The sequence below is a fragment of the Paenibacillus sp. Soil750 genome (assembly GCF_001428045.1).
Taxonomy (GTDB): domain Bacteria; phylum Bacillota; class Bacilli; order Paenibacillales; family NBRC-103111; genus Paenibacillus_E; species Paenibacillus_E allorhizoplanae.
The window spans coordinates 206,298-226,455 of record NZ_LMSD01000042.1; the positions used below are offsets into that span (position 1 = coordinate 206,298).

Consider the following 20,158-nt stretch of genomic DNA (forward strand, 5'->3'; position numbering starts at 1 on the left):
AAAGTCTCTCCTTTCCCGGGGCCCCCACAAAATAATGTAGAAACGCATTTCGAAGAAAGCCAATGATGACTAACCGTGTTAAGCGGAAAGTGTAGAAACCGACTGAACTCTCACTCGGTGCGTACTGACTTTGCTTCGAAGATTCTCGTCACTTTGTAGGGGAGAATAGCGGTCGATCATCCTTGAATGGCCTCGATAGGGATTTTCTCATGCTGGAAGGAGTGTTCACTATTGACCAGATCGAAAGTTGGCGTAACCATTCAAAGCACCAGCATCTTTTTGGATGATCGGACCGTTGTTCTAAGTGAAGCCATTGCAAGAAAATGGAAAGTTCCGTCCAATCAAATGATTAACATGCGATTCGGCTCCTCTCAGCAGGAAGTTAAAGTGGTCACAGCTGCTGTACCGAATAGCCTTCGTGTCGACCCTGCGCTTGCATCTAAGATAGGTCTTCATCAAGGGGCTCGGCTTACCATCAACTATAAGCCAACTTCGAATACAATGTCGATTGGACCCTTAATTGGTGTCATGATTAGCCGCGTTAACGCGAGTTCCACGAGCCGCCCTTTTGGTGCTATCACCACTTTTTGTAAAGAACTGACCGATGCGTGTGATCAGATGGGGGCTAGCGTGTGTTTCTTCCCACCCAAAGAAATGCGCGCCAACCCACAGTCACTTTCTGCTTATTCTTATGCCAATGGTTCTTGGAGTAAAAGAACGTTCCCGATTCCGAATGTCATTTACAATCGTCTCACCTCACGCAAGTACGAGAATATGCCCAATGTTCAACAGTTCATGAAGGACGTTAAGTCCCGCTATGGCACGGAAATCTTTAATGAGAAATATCTCAACAAAACAGAGGTTTTCGAGGCTTTACGGAAAGATAGCTCGTTGCATAGCTACTTGCCTGAGTCTTATCTTTTCAAAAACTTTCAAATGCTGAAATCTATGGCTGCTCGCCATAGTGTTCTATTCCTCAAACCCATTACGGGAAGTCTTGGAAATGGCATTATTCGTATTCGCAGAGAAGGCCTTGGCGAAGCGTATACGGCTCATTCAACTAGCCTAGCAGGCGTCCGCCGACAAACGTTCCCTTCTCTGCTAGCCGTTTTTCAGTCCGTTTCCGGAAAGCTCAAGACACAGCGCTATCAAATACAGCAAGGACTTGATCTCATTTCATCCGAGGGGAATCCGATTGATTTCCGAGCACTTGTGCAGCGGGGAGAAAAAGGAGAATGGGAAATCACTTCGATTGTAGGTCGGATTGCAGGTGCTCAGCACTTTGTTTCTAACCTGGCACGAGGTGGATCCTTATCCACTGTACCGGCTGCGCTCGCCAAAGCCTCTTTCTCCACGACTGCAGCACGCGCTTCGATTATTCGTCGTTTACGCAAGGCCTCTTTGGACATTGCCAAAGGGATCGAAACCCAAATCCCCAGTCATTTCGGTGAATTAGGAATTGATCTTGCTGTTGATCGATCAGGTAGAGTATGGCTACTCGAAGTGAACTCCAAGCCCTCTAAGGATGATAATACAGCGCTCAACACCGACAACACGAAAAATAAAATCAGACCATCTGTAAGAACTTTAGTTAAATACGCTCGTTTTCTAGCGAAGCATTGAGGTGAACTATGCGATTGCGAACACAACGACCTTTATTAGGCATCATGGTTACCGAACTAAACCGAGAACTGCCCTTTGCAAGCTCGAGTTTTTATCAGAATCTGTCGGCACATGGTGCTAGCAAAGGGATCGATGTGTTTGTTTTCTCGCCAAATCGCATCGATTGGATGCAAGGGATGGTAAGAGGTTATATGTACGATCGGATACAGTCAGCATGGATGACTAAGCTGTTCCCCCTTCCCTCTCTCATCTATGATCGCTGCTTCTTCAGTAATAAACATAGTTATCTCACTTATCAATATCATGTACGCAAGCTGCGTGAGATCCCTACGATTCGATTCCTTGGCTACGGTCTTGGCGGAAAGTGGGAAGTGGGGCTGATTCTGCAGAAAGCTCCTGCCTTACTGCCCTACTTGCCAGAGACCAGTAGACTCCGAAGCGGACATCAACTTGAAAGTTGGTTACAGAACCATTCAGATGCATTCTTAAAACCTCAAGGTGGGAGTCAAGGCAAGGGCGCGATTCACATTCACAAAGAGGGTTCCCGGTTTGGTCTGCAAGGACGAGATGGACGTAATCATCCCGTCTCAGAAGAGTTTCAAGAATGGTCAGCTTGCTGGCAATGGCTGAGGCATCAAATAGGCTCACGTCCTTATCTCCTGCAACAATATTTACAACTCCACTCCATGAACGGAATGTCCTATGACGTACGATCGCTAGTTCAGAAAAATGGTCGGGGAAATTGGGAACATACGGGCATGGCCGTTCGCGTTGGAAAGCCTGGAAGCATCACTTCCAATCTGCATGGCGGGGGTACTGCCGAAGATGTGAGTGCGTATCTAACTCGCGAATTCGGGGTGATGAAGTCCGAACAACTAATAGACACCATAACCACGCTTTCTAATCATATCCCGTCTGTACTCGAGTCCAATCATGGTCGATTAGCCGAGTTAGGCATTGATTTCGGTATTGATACCAGCGGACGCGTGTGGATTCTTGAAGTGAATTCAAAGCCGGGTCGAACGATTTTCGCCCGATTGCATAATGAGCGAGCTCGTTCGAAATCAATTGCAAATCCAATCCACTATGCTGGATTTTTGTTGAACAAACAGCTGAGCTGAAGTTAGCTAAGCTTTGTTTGAACGTGCTCATGGGGGCAGAACGTCATATCTGCTTGGTTTGACACGGAAAGCCCCGTAGGGCAACAAGTTTAGGAGGGTAACCTAATGAGTTTGACATCGTGTATGCTCCACGCCGTACAACGAACAGATAGATCGGTCTACTTAACGAGTGATCTCGCCAAAGCTTTACGGTTAACCGGAACTAAATCCATTACTGTAAAGGTTGGGAGTAAAGGGACTTCGTTACCGGTCCGTTTGATCAAAAAAAGTGGTCAGCATATGTACATCCCGCTTTCCCTAATGGCCTCCTTGCGTATTCCTCGCACTGGGAATGTGTTAGTCGTTAATACCAACAATAAAGAGCTTCGCATCGGTCCACTTATTGGCGTTTTAACCAATGTGGAAAACGGTACATCGCCATTCGGTTCCAAAACAGGCTTCATACGTCAAGTCATCAACACGGGCTCACAACGTTCTTTCAGCTTCGCTTTCAGCCCTAAGAATGTGAATTGGATTCAAGAGACCGTATCGGGCATTATTCCCAAAGAAGGCGGCGGTTGGATGCGAAAAACCTTCCCGCTTCCGGATGTCATTTACAATCGGCTCTCTAGCCGTAAAGCTGAGAAATCAGCGGGGATGGAGGGATTTAAAAATCGCTTCGTACAAAGAGGGATTCCGATCTTTAACTGGAGCTTCTTTGATAAATGGGATGTTTACAAAATGTTAGATGGTGACGATGCCTTTCGCTTCGTACCCGAATCCCGAATAAATCCCACTGCCGAACAAATCAAAGAAATGCTGGATAAACATAAATTTATTTACTTAAAACCAACAGCTGGCAGCCTTGGCATCGGCATTTATCGTGTTACCTATAATCCGAAGCGTGGTTATTTCGTCCGCTTCCGGAAAGGGAATAAAAACGTCCTGATTCGTTATGCCAAATTCGAAGGTTTAATGCAAATGCTGGGAACAGGACGCGGCCGTTTAGCCAGCTATGTCGCCCAACAAGGTATTCGACTCATCGAAATTGATAACTGTCCGATTGACTTCCGCTTCCACTTAACGAAAAACGGCAGTAACCAATGGGTTGTTGCAGCGATCGGGGCTAAGAAATCAGGAAAAGGCAGTGTCACAACGCATATCCGAAACGGTGGGCAGCTCATGACACCTGAGCAGGTTCTTCGTCTAGTTTATGGGGCACGCGGGGAACAAATTCTTGATAATGCCAAGGAAACAGCGATTAAACTCGCTCAAGGCATTGAAAATAATTACAATCATTTGCTCGGAGAGTTAGGCTTCGATATCGGAATTGATCAAAACGAAAAAGTGTGGATGTTTGAAGCTAATGCAAAACCTGGTCGATCTATTTTCAAGCATCCTTCGCTAAAAGAAGGAGATACGGCCACCCTTCAAAGTGTGTATGAGCATTGTCTTTATTTGAGCCGTTTCCGCTCAAGGAGGGAAAACTAATGGGTTTTACCCTTCATGAGAGAGCTCCTAAACCAACATTAGCTATCCTCACCGTAAAAGACAGTTCCCGCGTATTTCGAGGGAATTTAGATAACTTTCTTGACCTGATTAAAACAGGCGAGCGATATGGTCTGGACGTTTATGTCGTGACTACCAAGGACTTCAGTATTTCGAACTCTGAAATGTACGGATATCGCTTTCGCCCAAGTGCTAATAAATGGAGCAGGGAACTCGTTCCCTCTCCTCAAGTTGTTTACAACCGTATCCCTTATCGAAAAATGGAAATGAGACCTGAGGTCCAGCAAACGATTCAGGCTTGTAAACGCAGCACCAGCATTCATTTATTCAATCCTTCCTTTTTCAATAAATGGACATTATTCAGTTGGTTAAATAGCGCTAAAGAAAGTAAGCAGTTCATGCCGGATACCCTGCAAATGAAAGAAGTATCTGATCTCTCCCAATTATTACAAAAGCACCCAGTACTCTATTTGAAGCCTGTTAAAGGTAAAGCTGGTATGGGCATTATGCGTATAGATCGTGTTAGCACTAAGGGAAGCAATGGACAATATCGTCTTAGCCGCCTTGAAGACAAGAAGATGGTTTATAGTTATCATAACGGTTCGGAGGATATCTGGCTTGATTGGGAGCGTCATAGCGGTGGCCAAGATTATATCGTCCAACAAGGGATAGCGCTAACCCGATTCAAAGAACGTGCTTACGATCTGCGTGCATTAGTCCAGAAAACAGCAAGAGGTGAATGGAGTGTCTCTGGGATTGGCGCCCGCGTAGCAGGCAAAGCCAGCATAACCACACACGTTCCGCGCGGAGGTTCCATTGACGAACCAAGGAAGCTGCTTGCTTATGTTTTCGGGCCCAAAGAAGCCAAAAATATTCTAAAACGGGTTCGACAAGCGGCGATTACACTGGCTACACAAATAGAGAAATCATCAGGCAATCCACTTGGTGAAATGTCCATGGATATCGGTGTTGATACGTCTGGACATATTTGGTTTTTTGAAGCGAATTCGAAACCAATGAAATTCGATGAACCTCGAATCCGCCAGAAATCGCTTGAACGGATTATTCAATACAGTCTGCATTTGATCAATAATCGGAGAAGAAGGTGATTATGCTTGGCTCAAGAACGACTAGGCGTACTCGCTATTTATTTAAACAACTCACGACTTGAGGAACTGGCCTATTTCAAGCGGCTTAGCAAGGAAGGCCAACGGCTAGGCGTTCAAGTCGAGGTGTTTACTCCGGCGGATGTACAGGGAAATGCCGTGCGAACTCTCACATTTGATACCAGTCGAGGAAGATGGCTTCGGAAGTACACAACATTACCTCCCATTATCTACGATCGCTGCCGCTATAGAGCCGCGGCGAATTATCATATGCTTCAAGCTTTTCGCAACCGCCATGCCAAGCTCATCTACTTGAGCAAACCGCTGGCCAATAAATGGGCGATGCATCAAACCCTTTCTCAAAGCAATGCCATTCGCCCTTATCTGCCATCAACCGTTCGCTATAGTACCATTCATGAGTTGATTAGGTTTCTAAAGAAACATAAGCTCATCTACGTAAAACCGAAAAATGGCACTGGAGGTAGAGGAATTCTTCGAATTGAACAGATTTCCACTGATCTCTATTTGTTACAAGGCAGAAACCAATACCGATCGATCATTGCTCCCTTCAGAGCGAATGAGAAACAGCTGGCCATCAAGTTGCATACGCTGAATCTGAGCCCCGACTATGTCGTTCAGCAAGGGATCCATCTAACACTGAATGATGGTCGAGTTCATGACTATCGGTTGTTGATTCAGAAAAATGGTCAAGGCGAATGGGAAGTGACGGGGTGCGCAGGAAGAATCGGCCCTCATCGCAGTATTACTTCTAATCTTCACGGTGGCGGCACGGCTGTAACGCAAGATCGCTTATTAGGATACCGCTTCTCATCTCAAGAGAAAATTGTAGGTATCAAAGACGAGATGAACGATTTCGCCTATAAGCTGGCTGACTATTTGGAGGTCAAATTCGGAAAGCTGTGTGAATTGGGGATGGATATCGCGGTAGATCCCAAAGGCAATGTCTGGCTCCTCGAAGTAAATCCCAAGCCATCACGGGAAGTATTTCGCAGGATTGGACAGCACGCCACCTACCAGAAGGCCGTAATAAGGCCACTAGAATATGCGCTTTGGATGCTACGGCAGAAAAAAGGCACGGATGACAGAACTGATTAATCGTTCACGAAAAAACAAGCGAATCACCTTGCTGGGTGAACGCTTGTTTTTTGGGTTTACTTCGATTTATTCGTGCCCTAGATGCCCCATCGTTTGTACAAAAATTTGCTCAATGTGCTCGTCATCCAGCGAGTAATAAACGGTCTTGCCTTCTTTTCGTCTTTTGACAATATGAAGATCCCGCAAATACCTAAGCTGATGGGATACTGCAGACTGCTCCATCCCAATTCGCATGCCCAGATCGTGCACACAAAGCTCCTTATTCAGTAGAAAGTAGATGATTTTGACGCGTGTAGGATCTCCTAGGGCTTTGAAAATCTCTGCAATACCAGTCGCTTGCTCATCGGTCAGCTCACTCTCTCGTTCTGCTTGCGTTATAGCCGTATGCTCACAGCTGCAATCATCCTCGGTTACTTTCCTCGCTTCCAGTACTCCCTTATCCATAGGAAATCCTCCTGTCTTCGTCACGTATTTTATACCGGAAGCGCTTGATGGTTGATCGTTGACTTCTCAATTTGTATGGTCGCGTGTGTAATGCCAAACCGCTTCTCAATCACGCTAATTCCTTGCTGCAGAATAGTTTGGCTATCCTGATCATCCTTAATCAGCAAATGACAACTCATGGCTTCAATGCCCGAAGTAATCGTCCACACATGCAAGTCATGTACATCAATGACACCTTCGATTCCTTCTAGGACTTGTTTAACAGAGACCATAGAAATAGAACTTGGTGTTCCTTCCATCAAGATATGAAGGGTTGATTTCAGGACGCCCCAGGCGCCTCTTAAAATAAGTAGAGACACAATGATGCTAATAATTGGATCTGCCATGTACCAGCCAAACAGCAGCATCACAGCACCGGCAATAATTGCGCCAACAGAACCTAACGCATCACCTAAGATATGCAGATAAGCACTGCGTAAATTCAGATTACCATGTACATCGCCCTTACGCATGAGCGACCAAGCGCTTAATAAATTGGCGATTAGTCCTATGCACGCGATGATCATCATGGACCCGCTAGCAACGGCAGTAGGATGGAGGAATCGTTCAATCGCTTCCCATATAATGAGTCCAGCAATGACGAATAGGGTCACCGCATTAAATAGTGCTGCTAATATTTCAATACGATGAAATCCAAAGGATAAACGAGCTGAGCTAGGCTTCGCTGTAAACCATAGCGCTAGAAGGCTCAATGCTAGCGCACCTGCATCGCTTAGCATGTGACCAGAATCCGATAGCAGTGCCAAACTGTTCGTCCAGAGTCCACCAACCAATTCAAGCACCATGATACCCGCTGTTATTCCTAGCGCGATCAGCAGCCCTTGCTTATTGCCTGAATGCCCATGATGATGGCCATGGTGATGTCCGTGCCCATGATGGTGATGCCCGTGGTCATGATGATGATCATGGTGTTGACCGTGATACTCAGCTTCATGGTGAGCGACGCCCTCATGGTCATGATGCTTAGCTTCTCCGTGGTCATGTCCACATGCGTGTTCCTTTTTCGAATCATGTTGATGCATGGCATTCCCTCCCCAGTTGCACACTACATACTTATAACTACAAATTAATATATGAATGATTACTCATATGTTAATAATAAATAAGCATGCTTGCCAGTGTCAATAGGCTTCTCCAAAAATGAGAAAAACTTGTATCGATGTCCTTCGAGGATGAGCGAAAACTTATACTCTCTCATGTGGAAAAAGACCGATTCGTCACACCACGCATGGTGAGGATGAATCGGTCTTTTTCATGAGCAACTAGAACCACTTAGGTCCCTGTTGCTGTCTTATTCGCCCCTGCATCAATCACATCAGGGTCTAAGGTAATTGTCGCACTGAATACAGTCGTAGAAATCGAGAAGTCCCCCGTGATTCCTCCACCAGCACCTGTGTATGATTTGGAGGCACTCGTCGGGGCAATGATACACGTATCTCCGTTAATCAGGTTTCCTTCATTCCTTATAATATTGAATATCCCTACAAAAGAAGGCATTCTGATCAGCACCTTTATCTCTCAATGTGCTACAGTGTATGCCCAAGGCTCCCTCTTTGCGACAGACCTGCGAGAATTAGGAAATATAGTCAAGCAGCTCAGCAAATCGTCCAATTCGGATATGGGCACCCTCTAGTTCACCAGCTTCTCGAAAGCCAGCATAGTCACATGCCACAACAGTTAGGTTATTGCGAAGTCCCGCTTCTACGTCTGACGAACGATCTCCAACCATCCAAGCGGACTGAATACCGTGTTTTTCGAGCAAAATTTGGACTAAATCTACTTTGGATCGCGTTTGGTACTCTCCTGCACTAAATAAGCCTTCGAACAGATGCGCTAACCCCATCTCCGCGATAACTTGTTTGACGTAATCTTCTAACCCATTGCTAGCTACAAATAAACGAACACCTTTGGCATGCAAGGTCTGTAAGGTTTCAGCTACACCCTCATATAATACCCCGCGGCCCTCCTGAAGTCCCTCCACCTGGTATTTGATCAATAGCTTATCGGCCTCCTGATGTACGGCAACAGGCGACTCTGGCATGACACGGATCCATATTTGTTCAAGGAGCATGCCTAACGCCCCGAGAATTCGTTCTTCAGGCGGTGTCTCCCCTTCATATATTCCTTGGGCTCGTAGCTCGTCGAAGGTCGCATGGTAAGCTGGTAATAGTAAGGTTTCCGTCTGAAATAACGTCCCATCCAAATCAAAAAGCATCGCTTCAGGCAGTTGTCCCCGAGTAGTCATGTTCTTACTCCTTTATATGTATAAAATAGTTGTAATGATCTATGTTAAGAATGGCAAACATACCCATGTAAGTCAATGTACAATCATGGAAAATGGTTATTGCCGATCTCAAAAATATCAGTTATGATTGAAATGAGAATAATTTGATCCATAAATGAAATTTTCACGCAAAATAAAATAAACTCTTACTAAATAGTAATTGAACTTACTTATCTCTCTAACCACTTACATCTTACATCCATGAAAGCGAGGACTAATGAATATGAATCTTCATATTTTCCAGAATCAACAAGAACTTAACGAAGCAGGTGCAGGTATTATTACCTCTCTGGTTCAAATGCAGCCCAAAGCTGTTCTCGGCTTAGCCACAGGTGGCACACCGGTTGGTATATACCAAGAGCTCGTGAAAGCCTACGAGAAGGGCCGTGTTAGTTTTAAACAAGTGACAACTTTTAATCTAGATGAGTACGTTGGCTTACCTGAGGACCATTCTGAAAGCTATCATGCTTATATGCAACAGCATTTATTTGCACATATTGATCTTCCTGCGGAAGCCGCTCATATCCCGAATGGGAATGCACCTGACTTGGAAGCAGAGTGTGAGCGATTCAATCAACTTTTGGATGATGCGAAGCAAATTGATCTACAAATTCTAGGCCTTGGCCATAATGGTCATATCGGCTTTAATGAGCCTGACGATTCCTTGATTAGTGGTACACACCGTGTTGAATTAAAAGAAGAAACACGTGAAGCCAATGCACGATACTTCGATTCCATTAATGACGTGCCTACACACGCCTTGACGATGGGCGTTGGTACCATTCTGAAAGCCAAAACGATTCTATTAATCGTACGCGGCGCGGATAAAGCCGAAATCGTACATCGTGCTCTAACGGGACCGATTACAACTGAAGTACCTGCCACACTGCTCCAGACTCATCCTCATCTAGTTGTTCTGCTTGATGCTGAGGCAGGGAGGCTGTTCGAATGAGCGAGCTACTCATCTCAGGTGCCAAGGTCGTCACGGAACAAGGCATCATTGAAAATGGATTAGTTCATGTAATAGATGGTAAATTGGCCTACGTGGGTGAACAATCTGGTTGGCAGAACACAGCTAGTCCAAGTGTGGTTCGCATCGAAGCAGACGGTAAATGGTTACTGCCTGGCTTCATTGACGTTCATGTGCACGGCGGTTACGGCGCAGATTTCATGGATGCGAATTCGGAAACTTTGAATACGATCACCAAATATCATACTTCCCACGGCACAACTGGCATGCTGGCTACGACGATGACAGCAACGCGTGAAGCCATTGATCGTGTGCTCGTGGAAGTGCACAGCTATATGGAGCAGGGCATGCCTTATGCTCAGCTGCTTGGCTTGCACTTGGAAGGTCCTTTCATTTCGCCGAAGTGGGCCGGCGCCCAAGATCCGAAGCTCATGGTTACGCCGCAGCTTGATTGGTTGAAAGATTGGCATGAGCGGTTCCCGCAGCTCATGAAGCAGTTGACGTTGGCCCCCGAGCGCGAGGGAGGCCATGAAATGATCGCGTGGCTGCGCGATCATGGCATCGTTGCCGCATGCGGCCACACGGACGCCTCTTACGCCGACATCCAGTCGGCGGTGGCTGTGGGGCTCTCGCATGCGGTGCACACCTTCAACGCGATGAAGCCGCTGCATCATCGCGAACCAGGTACCGTCGGTGCCGTGCTCACCGACGCACGCATCAGCGGCGAGGTGATCGCCGATGGGATCCATGTGCATCCAGCAGCGATTAAGCTGCTGACGATGGTGAAGCAGCCGCATGGCTTGCTGCTGATCACGGACGCCATGTCCGCCGCCGGGCTCGGCGACGGGCAGTACGACCTCGGCGGCCAAGCCGTGACCGTGCAGGCGGGCGTTGCCCGGCTGACGGAGGGTGGCGCGCTCGCCGGCAGTACGCTGACGATGATCGATGCGCTCCGGTTTATGGTGCGCGAGGTCGGTGTCAGCGTCGCAGACGCGAGCCGCTATGCGAGCGGTAATCCGGCGAGGCTGCTCGGCCTCGAAGCGACGCACGGCTCGATTGCCGAAGGCAAGCACGCCGACTTGTTGCTGATCAGCTCGGAGCTTGAGCTCGAGCAGGTTTGGGTGCACGGCCTAGCGATGAAAGAAGCTTAATTGTGGCTGTCTACTTCGTTTGGGACTCCTTACACCTACGAGAACCCGATTAGTCCGAAATTGCCGAATTAATCTCATTAGCCACATCATCAATCATATTTGTCCTTTCCTATACGTAATCCTCGTTTAGTTCGGAGAAATCGGACTAACGCAGTAGAGGGCCGCCTCAAAGTAGCGATAACTACTTTGAGGCGGCCCTCTTTCTATGGAATGCGGTACAGTGCGGTAAATGTACAGCCACTCCCTAATAAATTTTCTTCTCCACCCGATCCACCTTCAGTATCTCGACTGCCTCCCTAAACCGCAAAGAATGCACAATCTCTCGCTCCCGCGAAGGCGTATCGGCGAGTTAGGAAGCATCACCAAAGTAATCCTAATCCAAAAAAGGAATTTTCAGTATGATCAGCGAAGTAATACGAATCTTACAATATTGGAGGACTTTGCGTGATACGATCAAGAAATCACAGAACAAGCTTTATCGTGCTGCTCACTTTAACACTTTTCATTGGCCTATTGGGTGCAAACCTTTCACCTGTTCAGGCTGACGGAATCATCCCGCATGTTTCGCCACAGAGGCTGATCGATGGGGGGGACAGCTATAAGAACGCATCAGTAAACAGTTTGAACACAGCTGCTGCAATCTCTACGATGAAGTCGCTGTCCTTTTCACAAGGCGTCTCAGATTGGCTGGCAGATTGGAATGCAGGCTATATTTACGCTGTATCAAGCAGTACAAACAAGCTTTATTTCATTCGAACTTCGGACATGACGATTCAAAAAGAGTTGATTGTCGGGTCTAAACCTATGAGTATAGCACGTAACGGAAATACACTGTTCATTTCATTAGCTGGGGCAACGCTTATTCAACCTTTCGATCTTTCCACGCAATCCTTACTGCCGTCTATCGCCATAAATGTGCAACCCCTTTACATTGCAGCAACATCCGACTATTTATTTTACACTTCCGATTGGCAGAACTATTCGTATAATCGCAGCAGCGGAACGATTACTAAAATTAGCTCTTATAAAGAAGATGATGCCGTTTTTGCCGCTGATGAAGCAACTCATACCATTTACATCGGTGAAACAAGTTCATCAGGCTCAAACCTTAATGCTTATAACTATTTAACTAACACGTTAATTAGCTCAAGTAACTACGACGGCGGATACGGCTTTGGCTTTCCTAATCCAAAAATTTTCTTCGATGGAACCAACGTATTTTTTGGCGGTTCTAAAATGAATGCAGCCGATCTTACAGAAATCAACGGCGCCTATAAGCGATACGGTGATTATAGTTATTTGAATTCTAAAATTCTGGATGTGACAGGAAGCTACGTACTTACAAGTCAGGCAGTTTTCAATAAAGACACTGGTGTAAAACTTGCCGATCTGCCTTATGAAATCACGTATGGTCTACTGGGCGATAACGGAACCGTGTATGTGTACGATAGCACCTATAGTCACTCGTCTATTGAAGCATTTACACTGGATCTTACTCACCCTTATACTATGCAAACGAACTCTCATACCAACTTTATTAGTACAAGCGACTCTATTAGCGCGTGGACCACAGACGACTCTACGCCATATATTTATGCCGTTTCCAAAGCAACTAATGAATGTCTAGTCATTCGCAAAAGCGACATGACTGTTATCAAAAAACAGGTCATAGGAGCTAATCCTACCGACATCAAGCTGCAAAATGGCAAACTGTACATTGCACTCCGAGGAGAAACTCATATTGCTGTGGTTGATGCCTCCTCACTAGTTGGAAGTACACCGGCAATTATTCGGTACTCACTTGGATCCAATCCGGATAATGTGTATCCAGCAGATCATTTACTTTATTATTGGGGACAATACTTTGTAAGCAATATGCGCGTATATGATTCGAATTATGGAACAGATCGGACATTGGCCGATAAATCGCTCCCCATGAATTTTAAATTTAACGGAGCCTTTTATGACACAGTCACCGGTGCCATGTACGGTGCAGGCAGTGTAACTTATAGTTCTCCGTATAGCATCTTTCAAATTGATCCCGCTACGCTAACTGGTAAAGCAGTCTTTAATCTGGATAACTCTACAAATGGGGGACGTTTGTTTAAGGATGGCGATCAAATCTACTATGGTAACAAGCGCTATAGTGTTACTGGCGTCGTGTATGGAACTTATCCAGATCAGGTCTTCTATGCCAAAGATTCGCTTGTGTTCGGTACAAACGTAATCTATGATCGCGATACATTCCTGAGTATTAAAGATTTGCCTTTTTCCGTTACCAACGCCTACGTTACTCAGAACGGAGAAATGTATGTATCCAGTGATAAAAGCATTTATCACTTTGCAAACTTAACCGATATCGATACGTACGTTCAAACACATTTATTAGCACAAAAACCTGTTCTTTGGGACACTAATACCGACGAAAAGCAGATTGGCGGCCATATCTACTTCAAGCCAGCTCAAGATAGCGGAGTTGTCTCAAATTATGCGATTGTCTTTCTGAATGACAAACAACAAATAAGCGGATATATATATCCTCAAGATAAGAAGACGCTTTCCGACGGAACTTTAGATTTTATTTTAAATACCACCAATGTGCCCAATGACGCTGTCTCCCTAGGGGTTTTCTCTTTAATAAAAAGGGACAACTATACAACTTCTCAACTCAATACTCCGGTTGTATTCCCGTTATGGGATTCACCAACATATTTGCCTGTGCAAGTCACTTTAACAGCGACAAAAGATTTGCCGGGCGAATTCAAAGGAACTCTGCAATGGCAGCCTGCCAAAAAGGAGACAACAGGTACGATATACCGTGTTTACTATATCAATGATGAAAGCCTATTTGGAACACCACTGGCGGAGCTTGCCACAGGACAATCCAATTACACGGTTCCATTAGACTTAAATCAGGTGCCTGCATCTGCGCGCGGCTTAGCTATCGTCGTTGAATTGCCAGACGGCAGACAGCCTTATTTTGTGAATACAAAGATTTTTCCTAGAAACAAGACCCCTAAGTTGCTAAGCAGCTCCATTACAATCATCAAAAACTTAAAAGTGGCGGATACGGTCACAGTAAACAACTTACTCACAGGTGATCACATTCGTGTTTACAATGCTAACGGCTATCTGCTTGGAGAAGGAACTGCAGGGGCGGGACTTTATACAGCTACAGTCTACATTACCGACGTCGGTTCCACAGGTAGTACAATCTTCATTACGAACCAGAGCTCTGGTAAAGCAGAGAGTGATCCCGTCTCAGTTCAAGTACCGCCAGCAACGGGTGGAGCTAATGGCGGCGGCGGTGGTGGCGGCGGCGGTGGCGGCGGCGGCGGATTCAAACCAACTCCAGCTGTGGACAAAGATGGAAAAATGGCACTTGATCTGACCCCCGATCGGGTGGATTTCCTTGTTGATCTAAAATCCGATAAAAAAGAGTTAAATCTTGACGCACAGACAGGCGAACGAGTTGACAAGCTCTCTATCAAGCTGGATGCAGATATCCTCCAAATGGCTGGGACGAACAACAAGCCCTTGGTAATTACATCTAACAACGGGACGCTTCGTTTCCCACCTAATTCTATTTCGATTAAAAATGGAAAAAATCAAATCGAATTCAAGCAGATCATTGAAGCTGCTCCAGCGGCAATTCCGCAATTTAAAGCTGTTTCGTCCCTCATTATTTTCCATCTAACGGAGAATGGAGAACCTGTTGGCGCTTTTACAAAACCTGTTCAAGCAACATTTCAATACGATACAACTAAAGTAAGCGACCCTGACAAACTTGGCGTCTACGTGCTGGATGAGCAGACAGGAGAATGGAACAGTGTGGATAGTAGCATTCAGAGCGCCGGGACTATTACGGCTTCATTGCCGCATTTTTCCACATATGCAGTATTAGAAAAAGTGGACGACACAAAGTTCTTAGATATTCAAGGACATTGGGCCCAAAAAGAAATTGAACATTTGGTTGCCGATGGCATTATCGACGGTATGGACGCTTTGTCTTTTAAACCGGATAACCATTTGACAAGAGCACAATTCGTCTCCCTGCTTTCAAAAGCATTGAAGCTAGGAAAACAGGCCGAAACAACGGATTTTGACGATGTCTCAAGCAATTCCTGGTATAAGGACTCCGTTTATGCCGCTCAAAAAGCTGGCATTGTTAGCGGCATAAATGACCATACCTTTGCTCCTGAAAGCAGTATTTCTAGAGAACAAATGGCCGTTATGATGGTAAAGGCCTACTTATACGTAACGAATAAGCAGCTCACTGATCTGTCAGTTCCGACCGAAAATACTTACTCAGATAATGACATTATCAGTAACTGGGCTCAATCGTATGTTAAGTCTGCAGCATTCCTTGGAATCATGAACGGTTACGATGAGCAACATTTCGCTCCTAGCACCGAATCTTCAAGAGCACAGGCAGCTGTTGTCATTAACAGGTTGTTACAAATATTAGCTAAGCAAACCAAGGCGTAACAAAGCAAAAAGCTCGTCTAACACGTTAAAAGATCGCCAATCACCTAGCCACGATGAAGGGCTGAAGGGTGTTGGCGATCTTCTTTTTTTTGCTAGTCTGTGGAGTAGCCGAAACTCACTCCGGCAATGCCAGCTCCAAAGTCAGAAACGCATACTCCTCCTGTTTCACAATTTCACCTTTCCTCAGTGTAAAGAATTCGCTCCCTCATTCACAGGATTGCACCCTTTTGAAGTTAGCTTATACTTAAAATATCTTCTTCTCCACACGATCCGCCTTCAAAATCTCAACAGCCTCCCTAAACCGCAACGAATGCACAATCTCCCGCTCCCGCAGAAACTTCAAACTATCCTGCAAGTCGACGTCGTCTGTCACATCAATTAACCATTGGTAAGTCGCTCTCGCCTTCTCCTCTGCTGCTATGTCCTCGTAAAGGTCGGCGATAGGGTCTCCTTTCGCTTGTATGTAGGTTGCGGTCCAGGGGACGCCTCCTGCGCTCTGATAGAAGAGCCCTCGATCATGGGCTACGTAGTGATCATCCAATCCTGCCGCTTTCATTTGCTCCAGCGTGGCATCTTTCGTCAGCTTATATACCATCGTAGCAATCATCTCGAGGTGGGCAAATTCCTCCGTACCTATGTCCGTCAGCAATCCGACAACCTTATCCGGAATCGAATAACGTTGGTTCAAATAGCGAAGTGCCGCAGCGAGTTCCCCATCTGCTCCCCCATACTGCTCAAGAAGCAGTTTGGCCATCCGCGGATCACATTTGCTTACCTTGACTGGGTATTGCAACTTTTTCTCATATATCCACATTGGCTATCCTCCTTCTTAAACTTGCCACGGCCAAGGAGTCTCCACCCACTGCCATGGCGCTTTCGTGAAGCTGTGTCCAAAGGGCATCAAGGGGCCAAACTCCATTTCGAACTGCTGAGCCATATGCATGCGCTTATGGGCAAATTGATTATACTGCTGGAGCACGCTCAGATCGTCAGGGTGCGTATCCAAATAAAGTGTCAACTCCACCAATACAAAATCCACGGCTTGCAAATCACGAAGTTGCGTGTAATAGGCTTCGGGCAGCACTCGCTCGCTCATGTAGATTCGCCTCCTTCATCAGCTCTAATCTCCTGTAACGGATTCGGATAGGGCCCATAAAGTGCTGGCCAGAGCGTCCCCATTTTCAAAGCATCATAAGGGCTAAACTGTGGTAATCCTGGTGGTTGAAAATGCATATATAATTGCGGCGGCGTATTATACCATTTCACTCGAATCGGTGGACAAGGGTCACACGGTCCGATATACGGGTACCAACTTTTAAATTGTGTGTACATACGTCTCCTCCTTTTCAGAGCCTATATGACTCGTTATATGCGGCATAACTTGACCAAAATCACCTATTTCCCATATTTTTCGATGAGAAAATCTCTTCACCACTGTTGCCCCAACTCTCCCCCCAATATGAGTAGGGAGTAATAATGACTGTAATGTGGAGTTATGTGAAGCGCGAGGAGAATTTGGAGTCATGTAGCAAGTTTGTGGAGGCAACAAATGTAGTTCCCGATAGTGTAAGGTTGTTGATTTTCTAGGAAATCTCAAGCTCAAGTCCTCTCCCCCCTGTCAAACATGCAACAGAGCACTTTTCGAATGGGTCCCCCCTTCGCTATTGGAAATTGATGCAAATAGGCATCAATTTGGAGTGATTTCAGGAGATTATCATGAAATACGTTACAAAGGATGCCTATTCGCAGGCATTTAGCATTATCAACCATAAATTATTAAAAAAGGTTGTACTTTTGCATTTTTGAGAGATGATTAACCTTCCGCCCCGACAAATGCCAAAAAAACCCTCTCCGATTGCATCCACGCAATTCGAAAAGAGATTTCTTTTAGCCCATTATTAATCTAATTTAATATTCAAATTCAACACGCCTGCTTTGCGCAATGCTTGATAAATAATGACGACCAGAGGGCCGAGGAACAAGCCAGCAAAGCCTAGCCATTCAAAGCCAATGTACAAGGAAATTAAAGCCGCTAACGAGTTGATTCCAACCGCATCACTAAGCACTTTGGGCTCAACAATCCGACGAAGGATGATGAGTACCAAGAAGAGCACGAATAGCCCAATTCCCATACTCGTATATCCTAGCAACAGCTGATAAATGATCCATGGGATGAAAATAATTCCAGTCCCAATCACAGGCACGAATTCCATCACCATAACTAGCAGTGAAATTGCGAGTGGGTACTCCGCCCGAAGGACGAGCAATCCAATGAAAGTCAACAAATACGTAAAGATCGCCATGATCAGCTGAGCGCGTATGAAGCCAAAAATGGCCTCACGCAAATAAGTCAGCACATGCTCCATTTTATCCTTCGTTTTCGTTTCAAACATCGAGAGAAAAGCAACCTTCAAATTGGGCAAGTTGTACATGCACAAATACAGGGTGATCACATAGATGATCAACAGCATGAATAGGTTAGGGATTTTCCCAGCCATATTGAGGAAAAAGCCTGAAATACCACTCAAAATACTCGTCAATGCTCCGGTTAACGTCTCTGTACTCCGTTCTACCCACGTCTGTACTTGCGCTGCCATCTCTGGGGATAAAGAATCATAGAATACTTGGGTTCGCACTACAGCTTGATCCACGTATTTATTGACATCCTCCATATAATTAGGCGCTTTACGACCAAGATCGATTAACTCCGTTACGACATTCATCCCAATAAAATAGATTAATGCCACCATCAGCAAAGTAAATGCCGTACTAACGATGGTTGCGGCGACAAAGCGTTTCATTTTCGCGACACGCATCAAGAGAGTTGTGAGTGGGTCTAAAAAAATAGCAGTCACCAACGCTAAGAAAAATGGCAGCCCTACGGTGAACAAACCGTATAACACCAATATTCCTATCGCCATGATTATAGCTGTCCTGGGTGACATAGAGACTCCTCCGATTATTCATTTCCCGGTTTAACCGTGTCGATATTCGTTATATGTATACGAACAATACGTAATCGATCTACCTCAGTCACTTCGAAAACATGATTAGCATAAGGCACTTTCTTCCCTTTGACAGGCGCGCCTTCCACCTTCTTGAACAGCCAGCCGCCAATCGAATCCACATCATCGTCTTCAATTTGAAGGTCCAGCATGTCGTTCAGGTCTTCCAGCAATACACGACCATCGACAGAGGTATATTTGTCTTTCACTTCCACGCCAGGTCGCTCATTCACATCGAATTCGTCATGCAATTCTCCCACGATTTCCTCGATGATATCTTCCAAAGCTAAGAGACCCGCAGTTCCCCCGTACTCATCAACAACGATCGCGAGTTGGGAATGCTTTTTCTGCATGAGCTTAAGCACGCGGCTAACTTCCATCGACTCCGGCACGTTCAGAATCGGACGAATGAAGGTTTTGAGTTCCTGCTCAACATCAGGATCCGCCGTTAGTAAGTCAGCAATATGTACAAAACCTACGATGTTATCTTTATGCCCATCAGCTACAGGGTAACGTGTGTGCTTGGTTTCATGAACGAATCGCAAGTTATCGATAAAACTTGTTTCTAGAAACAGACAATCCATATCTGTCCGCGGCAGCATCACTTCACGAGCGATGAGATCGGAGAATTCGAAAATGTTATCGAAAAGCGTCATCTCGTCTTCATTGATATGACCGCTTTTGACACTCTCATCCATCAGGATTCGAATTTCTTCCTCCGTATGCGCCGCTTCATTCTCACTGGCGGGCTCTACGCCGATCATCGCCAGAAATTTGTTCGCTGCGCCATTAAGCACCCAAATAATCGGGCGAAATATTCTGTAGAAAAACAATAGCGGAGCTGAGAGCCACAAAGAGGTCAGTTCAGGTTTTTGAATCGCAAATGATTTAGGGGCCAATTCCCCCAGCACAATGTGCATAAACGTAATAAATCCGAAAGCAATAACAAAAGACAAAGTCGTTGTATACACGGATTCCCCTAAACCAAACGTATGAAATAGAGGTTCCATAATCAGATCATGAATCGCAGGCTCTCCAATCCAACCCAGTCCCAAGGAGGCAAGTGTAATGCCAAGCTGTGTGGCTGATAAATACCTATCCAGTTGTGACGTTACGATACTCGCATATTTGGCTTTTCCGCTGCCTTCATTGACAAGCTGTTGAATACGAGAATGTCGAACTTTCACAAGGGCAAACTCAGCTGCTACGAAAAATCCATTTAACAGGACGAGTAAGATAACCAGGAAAAGATTGAGTGCGATGGAACCGAAATCAAACGACGTATGTGGCAAAATGTATTTC

General features: G+C 45.6%; 17 protein-coding genes and 1 pseudogene. 8 read left to right on the plus strand and 10 right to left on the minus strand.

The window, feature by feature from the left end; genetic code table 11:
• The first annotated feature begins 231 nt into the window (after nucleotides 1–231).
• The 5 genes from ASL11_RS31830 (at nucleotide 232) to ASL11_RS31850 (ending at nucleotide 6,454) form a co-directional block, all read left to right on the plus strand.
• Entirely contained in the window at nucleotides 232–1,623 is a 1,392-nt protein-coding gene (locus ASL11_RS31830) for a YheC/YheD family endospore coat-associated protein (RefSeq protein WP_056624098.1), read from the plus strand.
• Between the two features lie 14 nt (nucleotides 1,624–1,637).
• Nucleotides 1,638–2,744, plus strand: coding sequence for a YheC/YheD family endospore coat-associated protein (locus ASL11_RS31835; RefSeq protein WP_162261689.1), 1,107 nt, complete (start codon nucleotides 1,638–1,640; stop codon nucleotides 2,742–2,744).
• A 105-nt stretch (nucleotides 2,745–2,849) separates the two neighbouring features.
• Entirely contained in the window at nucleotides 2,850–4,214 is a 1,365-nt protein-coding gene (locus ASL11_RS31840; RefSeq protein WP_056624105.1) for a YheC/YheD family endospore coat-associated protein, read from the plus strand.
• On the plus strand, nucleotides 4,214–5,341 hold the full coding sequence (locus ASL11_RS31845; RefSeq protein WP_056624108.1) for a YheC/YheD family endospore coat-associated protein: 1,128 nt from the start codon (nucleotides 4,214–4,216) through the stop codon (nucleotides 5,339–5,341). The genes ASL11_RS31840 and ASL11_RS31845 overlap by 1 nt, the downstream gene beginning before the upstream one ends.
• A gap of 6 nt (nucleotides 5,342–5,347) precedes the next feature.
• Nucleotides 5,348–6,454, plus strand: coding sequence for a YheC/YheD family endospore coat-associated protein (locus tag ASL11_RS31850; RefSeq protein WP_056624110.1), 1,107 nt, complete (start codon nucleotides 5,348–5,350; stop codon nucleotides 6,452–6,454).
• A gap of 66 nt (nucleotides 6,455–6,520) precedes the next feature.
• On the opposite strand, the gene ASL11_RS31855 is transcribed toward ASL11_RS31850, so the two are convergent.
• The 4 genes from ASL11_RS31855 to ASL11_RS31870 form a co-directional block, all read right to left on the minus strand.
• Nucleotides 6,521–6,898: an ArsR/SmtB family transcription factor gene (locus ASL11_RS31855; protein ID WP_056624115.1), complete on the minus strand. Its 378-nt coding sequence runs from the start codon at nucleotides 6,896–6,898 to the stop codon at nucleotides 6,521–6,523.
• Between the two features lie 29 nt (nucleotides 6,899–6,927).
• Nucleotides 6,928–7,980, minus strand: coding sequence for a cation diffusion facilitator family transporter (locus tag ASL11_RS31860; RefSeq protein ID WP_056624120.1), 1,053 nt, complete (start codon nucleotides 7,978–7,980; stop codon nucleotides 6,928–6,930).
• A gap of 250 nt (nucleotides 7,981–8,230) precedes the next feature.
• The gene (locus ASL11_RS31865; RefSeq protein ID WP_056624122.1) at nucleotides 8,231–8,455 is read right to left on the minus strand and encodes a spore germination protein; all 225 of its coding nucleotides are present in this window, start codon (nucleotides 8,453–8,455) and stop codon (nucleotides 8,231–8,233) included.
• A 76-nt stretch (nucleotides 8,456–8,531) separates the two neighbouring features.
• On the minus strand, nucleotides 8,532–9,203 hold the full coding sequence (locus ASL11_RS31870; RefSeq protein WP_056624124.1) for an HAD family hydrolase: 672 nt from the start codon (nucleotides 9,201–9,203) through the stop codon (nucleotides 8,532–8,534).
• Between the two features lie 262 nt (nucleotides 9,204–9,465).
• Between ASL11_RS31870 and nagB the strand changes: the two genes are divergently transcribed.
• Nucleotides 9,466–10,194: a glucosamine-6-phosphate deaminase gene (gene nagB, locus ASL11_RS31875; protein ID WP_056624127.1), complete on the plus strand. Its 729-nt coding sequence runs from the start codon at nucleotides 9,466–9,468 to the stop codon at nucleotides 10,192–10,194.
• Nucleotides 10,191–11,363 carry an N-acetylglucosamine-6-phosphate deacetylase gene (nagA, locus tag ASL11_RS31880; protein ID WP_056624130.1) on the plus strand — a complete coding sequence of 391 codons (1,173 nt, stop codon included), beginning with the start codon at nucleotides 10,191–10,193 and terminating at the stop codon, nucleotides 11,361–11,363. Before nagB ends, nagA begins: the two co-directional genes overlap by 4 nt.
• A 244-nt stretch (nucleotides 11,364–11,607) precedes the next feature.
• On the opposite strand, the pseudogene ASL11_RS36835 reads toward nagA, so the two are convergent.
• Nucleotides 11,608–11,694 (minus strand): annotated as a pseudogene (locus ASL11_RS36835) (spore coat protein CotJC); the annotation flags it as partial.
• 113 nt (nucleotides 11,695–11,807) lie between these two features.
• On the opposite strand from ASL11_RS36835, the gene ASL11_RS31885 reads away from it, so the two are divergent.
• Entirely contained in the window at nucleotides 11,808–15,851 is a 4,044-nt protein-coding gene (locus tag ASL11_RS31885) for an S-layer homology domain-containing protein (RefSeq protein WP_056624132.1), read from the plus strand.
• Nucleotides 15,852–16,095: 244 nt separating this feature from the next.
• Here the strand turns inward: ASL11_RS31885 and ASL11_RS31890 are convergent, their stop codons facing one another.
• From ASL11_RS31890 to ASL11_RS31910, 5 genes are all read right to left on the minus strand, one after another.
• Nucleotides 16,096–16,665, minus strand: a complete 570-nt coding sequence (locus tag ASL11_RS31890) for a manganese catalase family protein (protein ID WP_056624135.1) — start codon at nucleotides 16,663–16,665, stop codon at nucleotides 16,096–16,098.
• Between the two features lie 15 nt (nucleotides 16,666–16,680).
• Nucleotides 16,681–16,947: a spore coat protein CotJB gene (locus tag ASL11_RS31895; RefSeq protein ID WP_056624138.1), complete on the minus strand. Its 267-nt coding sequence runs from the start codon at nucleotides 16,945–16,947 to the stop codon at nucleotides 16,681–16,683.
• Complete coding sequence (locus tag ASL11_RS31900) at nucleotides 16,944–17,183, minus strand: spore coat associated protein CotJA (RefSeq protein WP_056624140.1); 240 nt, start codon at nucleotides 17,181–17,183, stop codon at nucleotides 16,944–16,946. Before ASL11_RS31900 ends, ASL11_RS31895 begins: the two co-directional genes overlap by 4 nt.
• A gap of 566 nt (nucleotides 17,184–17,749) precedes the next feature.
• A complete protein-coding gene (ytvI, locus tag ASL11_RS31905; RefSeq protein ID WP_056624143.1) occupies nucleotides 17,750–18,796 on the minus strand; it encodes a sporulation integral membrane protein YtvI in 1,047 nt (348 codons plus the stop codon).
• Nucleotides 18,797–18,810: 14 nt separating this feature from the next.
• The gene (locus ASL11_RS31910; RefSeq protein WP_056624147.1) at nucleotides 18,811–20,148 is read right to left on the minus strand and encodes a hemolysin family protein; all 1,338 of its coding nucleotides are present in this window, start codon (nucleotides 20,146–20,148) and stop codon (nucleotides 18,811–18,813) included.
• Nucleotides 20,149–20,158: the final 10 nt, after the last annotated feature.

What these genes read in the sequence shown, in the direction of transcription:
- ASL11_RS31840 (WP_056624105.1), top strand. Translation starts at nt 2,850, where the DNA reads ATGAGTTTGACATCGTGTATGCTCCACGCCGTACAACGAACAGATAGA.
- ASL11_RS31845 (WP_056624108.1), top strand. Translation starts at nt 4,214, where the DNA reads ATGGGTTTTACCCTTCATGAGAGAGCTCCTAAACCAACATTAGCTATC.
- ASL11_RS31855 (WP_056624115.1), bottom strand. Translation starts at nt 6,898, where the DNA reads ATGGATAAGGGAGTACTGGAAGCGAGGAAAGTAACCGAGGATGATTGC.
- ASL11_RS31860 (WP_056624120.1), bottom strand. Translation starts at nt 7,980, where the DNA reads ATGCATCAACATGATTCGAAAAAGGAACACGCATGTGGACATGACCAC.
- ASL11_RS31865 (WP_056624122.1), bottom strand. Translation starts at nt 8,455, where the DNA reads ATGCCTTCTTTTGTAGGGATATTCAATATTATAAGGAATGAAGGAAAC.
- ASL11_RS31870 (WP_056624124.1), bottom strand. Translation starts at nt 9,203, where the DNA reads ATGACTACTCGGGGACAACTGCCTGAAGCGATGCTTTTTGATTTGGAT.
- nagB (WP_056624127.1), top strand. Translation starts at nt 9,466, where the DNA reads ATGAATCTTCATATTTTCCAGAATCAACAAGAACTTAACGAAGCAGGT.
- nagA (WP_056624130.1), top strand. Translation starts at nt 10,191, where the DNA reads ATGAGCGAGCTACTCATCTCAGGTGCCAAGGTCGTCACGGAACAAGGC.
- ASL11_RS31890 (WP_056624135.1), bottom strand. Translation starts at nt 16,665, where the DNA reads ATGTGGATATATGAGAAAAAGTTGCAATACCCAGTCAAGGTAAGCAAA.
- ASL11_RS31895 (WP_056624138.1), bottom strand. Translation starts at nt 16,947, where the DNA reads ATGAGCGAGCGAGTGCTGCCCGAAGCCTATTACACGCAACTTCGTGAT.
- ASL11_RS31900 (WP_056624140.1), bottom strand. Translation starts at nt 17,183, where the DNA reads ATGTACACACAATTTAAAAGTTGGTACCCGTATATCGGACCGTGTGAC.
- ytvI (WP_056624143.1), bottom strand. Translation starts at nt 18,796, where the DNA reads ATGTCACCCAGGACAGCTATAATCATGGCGATAGGAATATTGGTGTTA.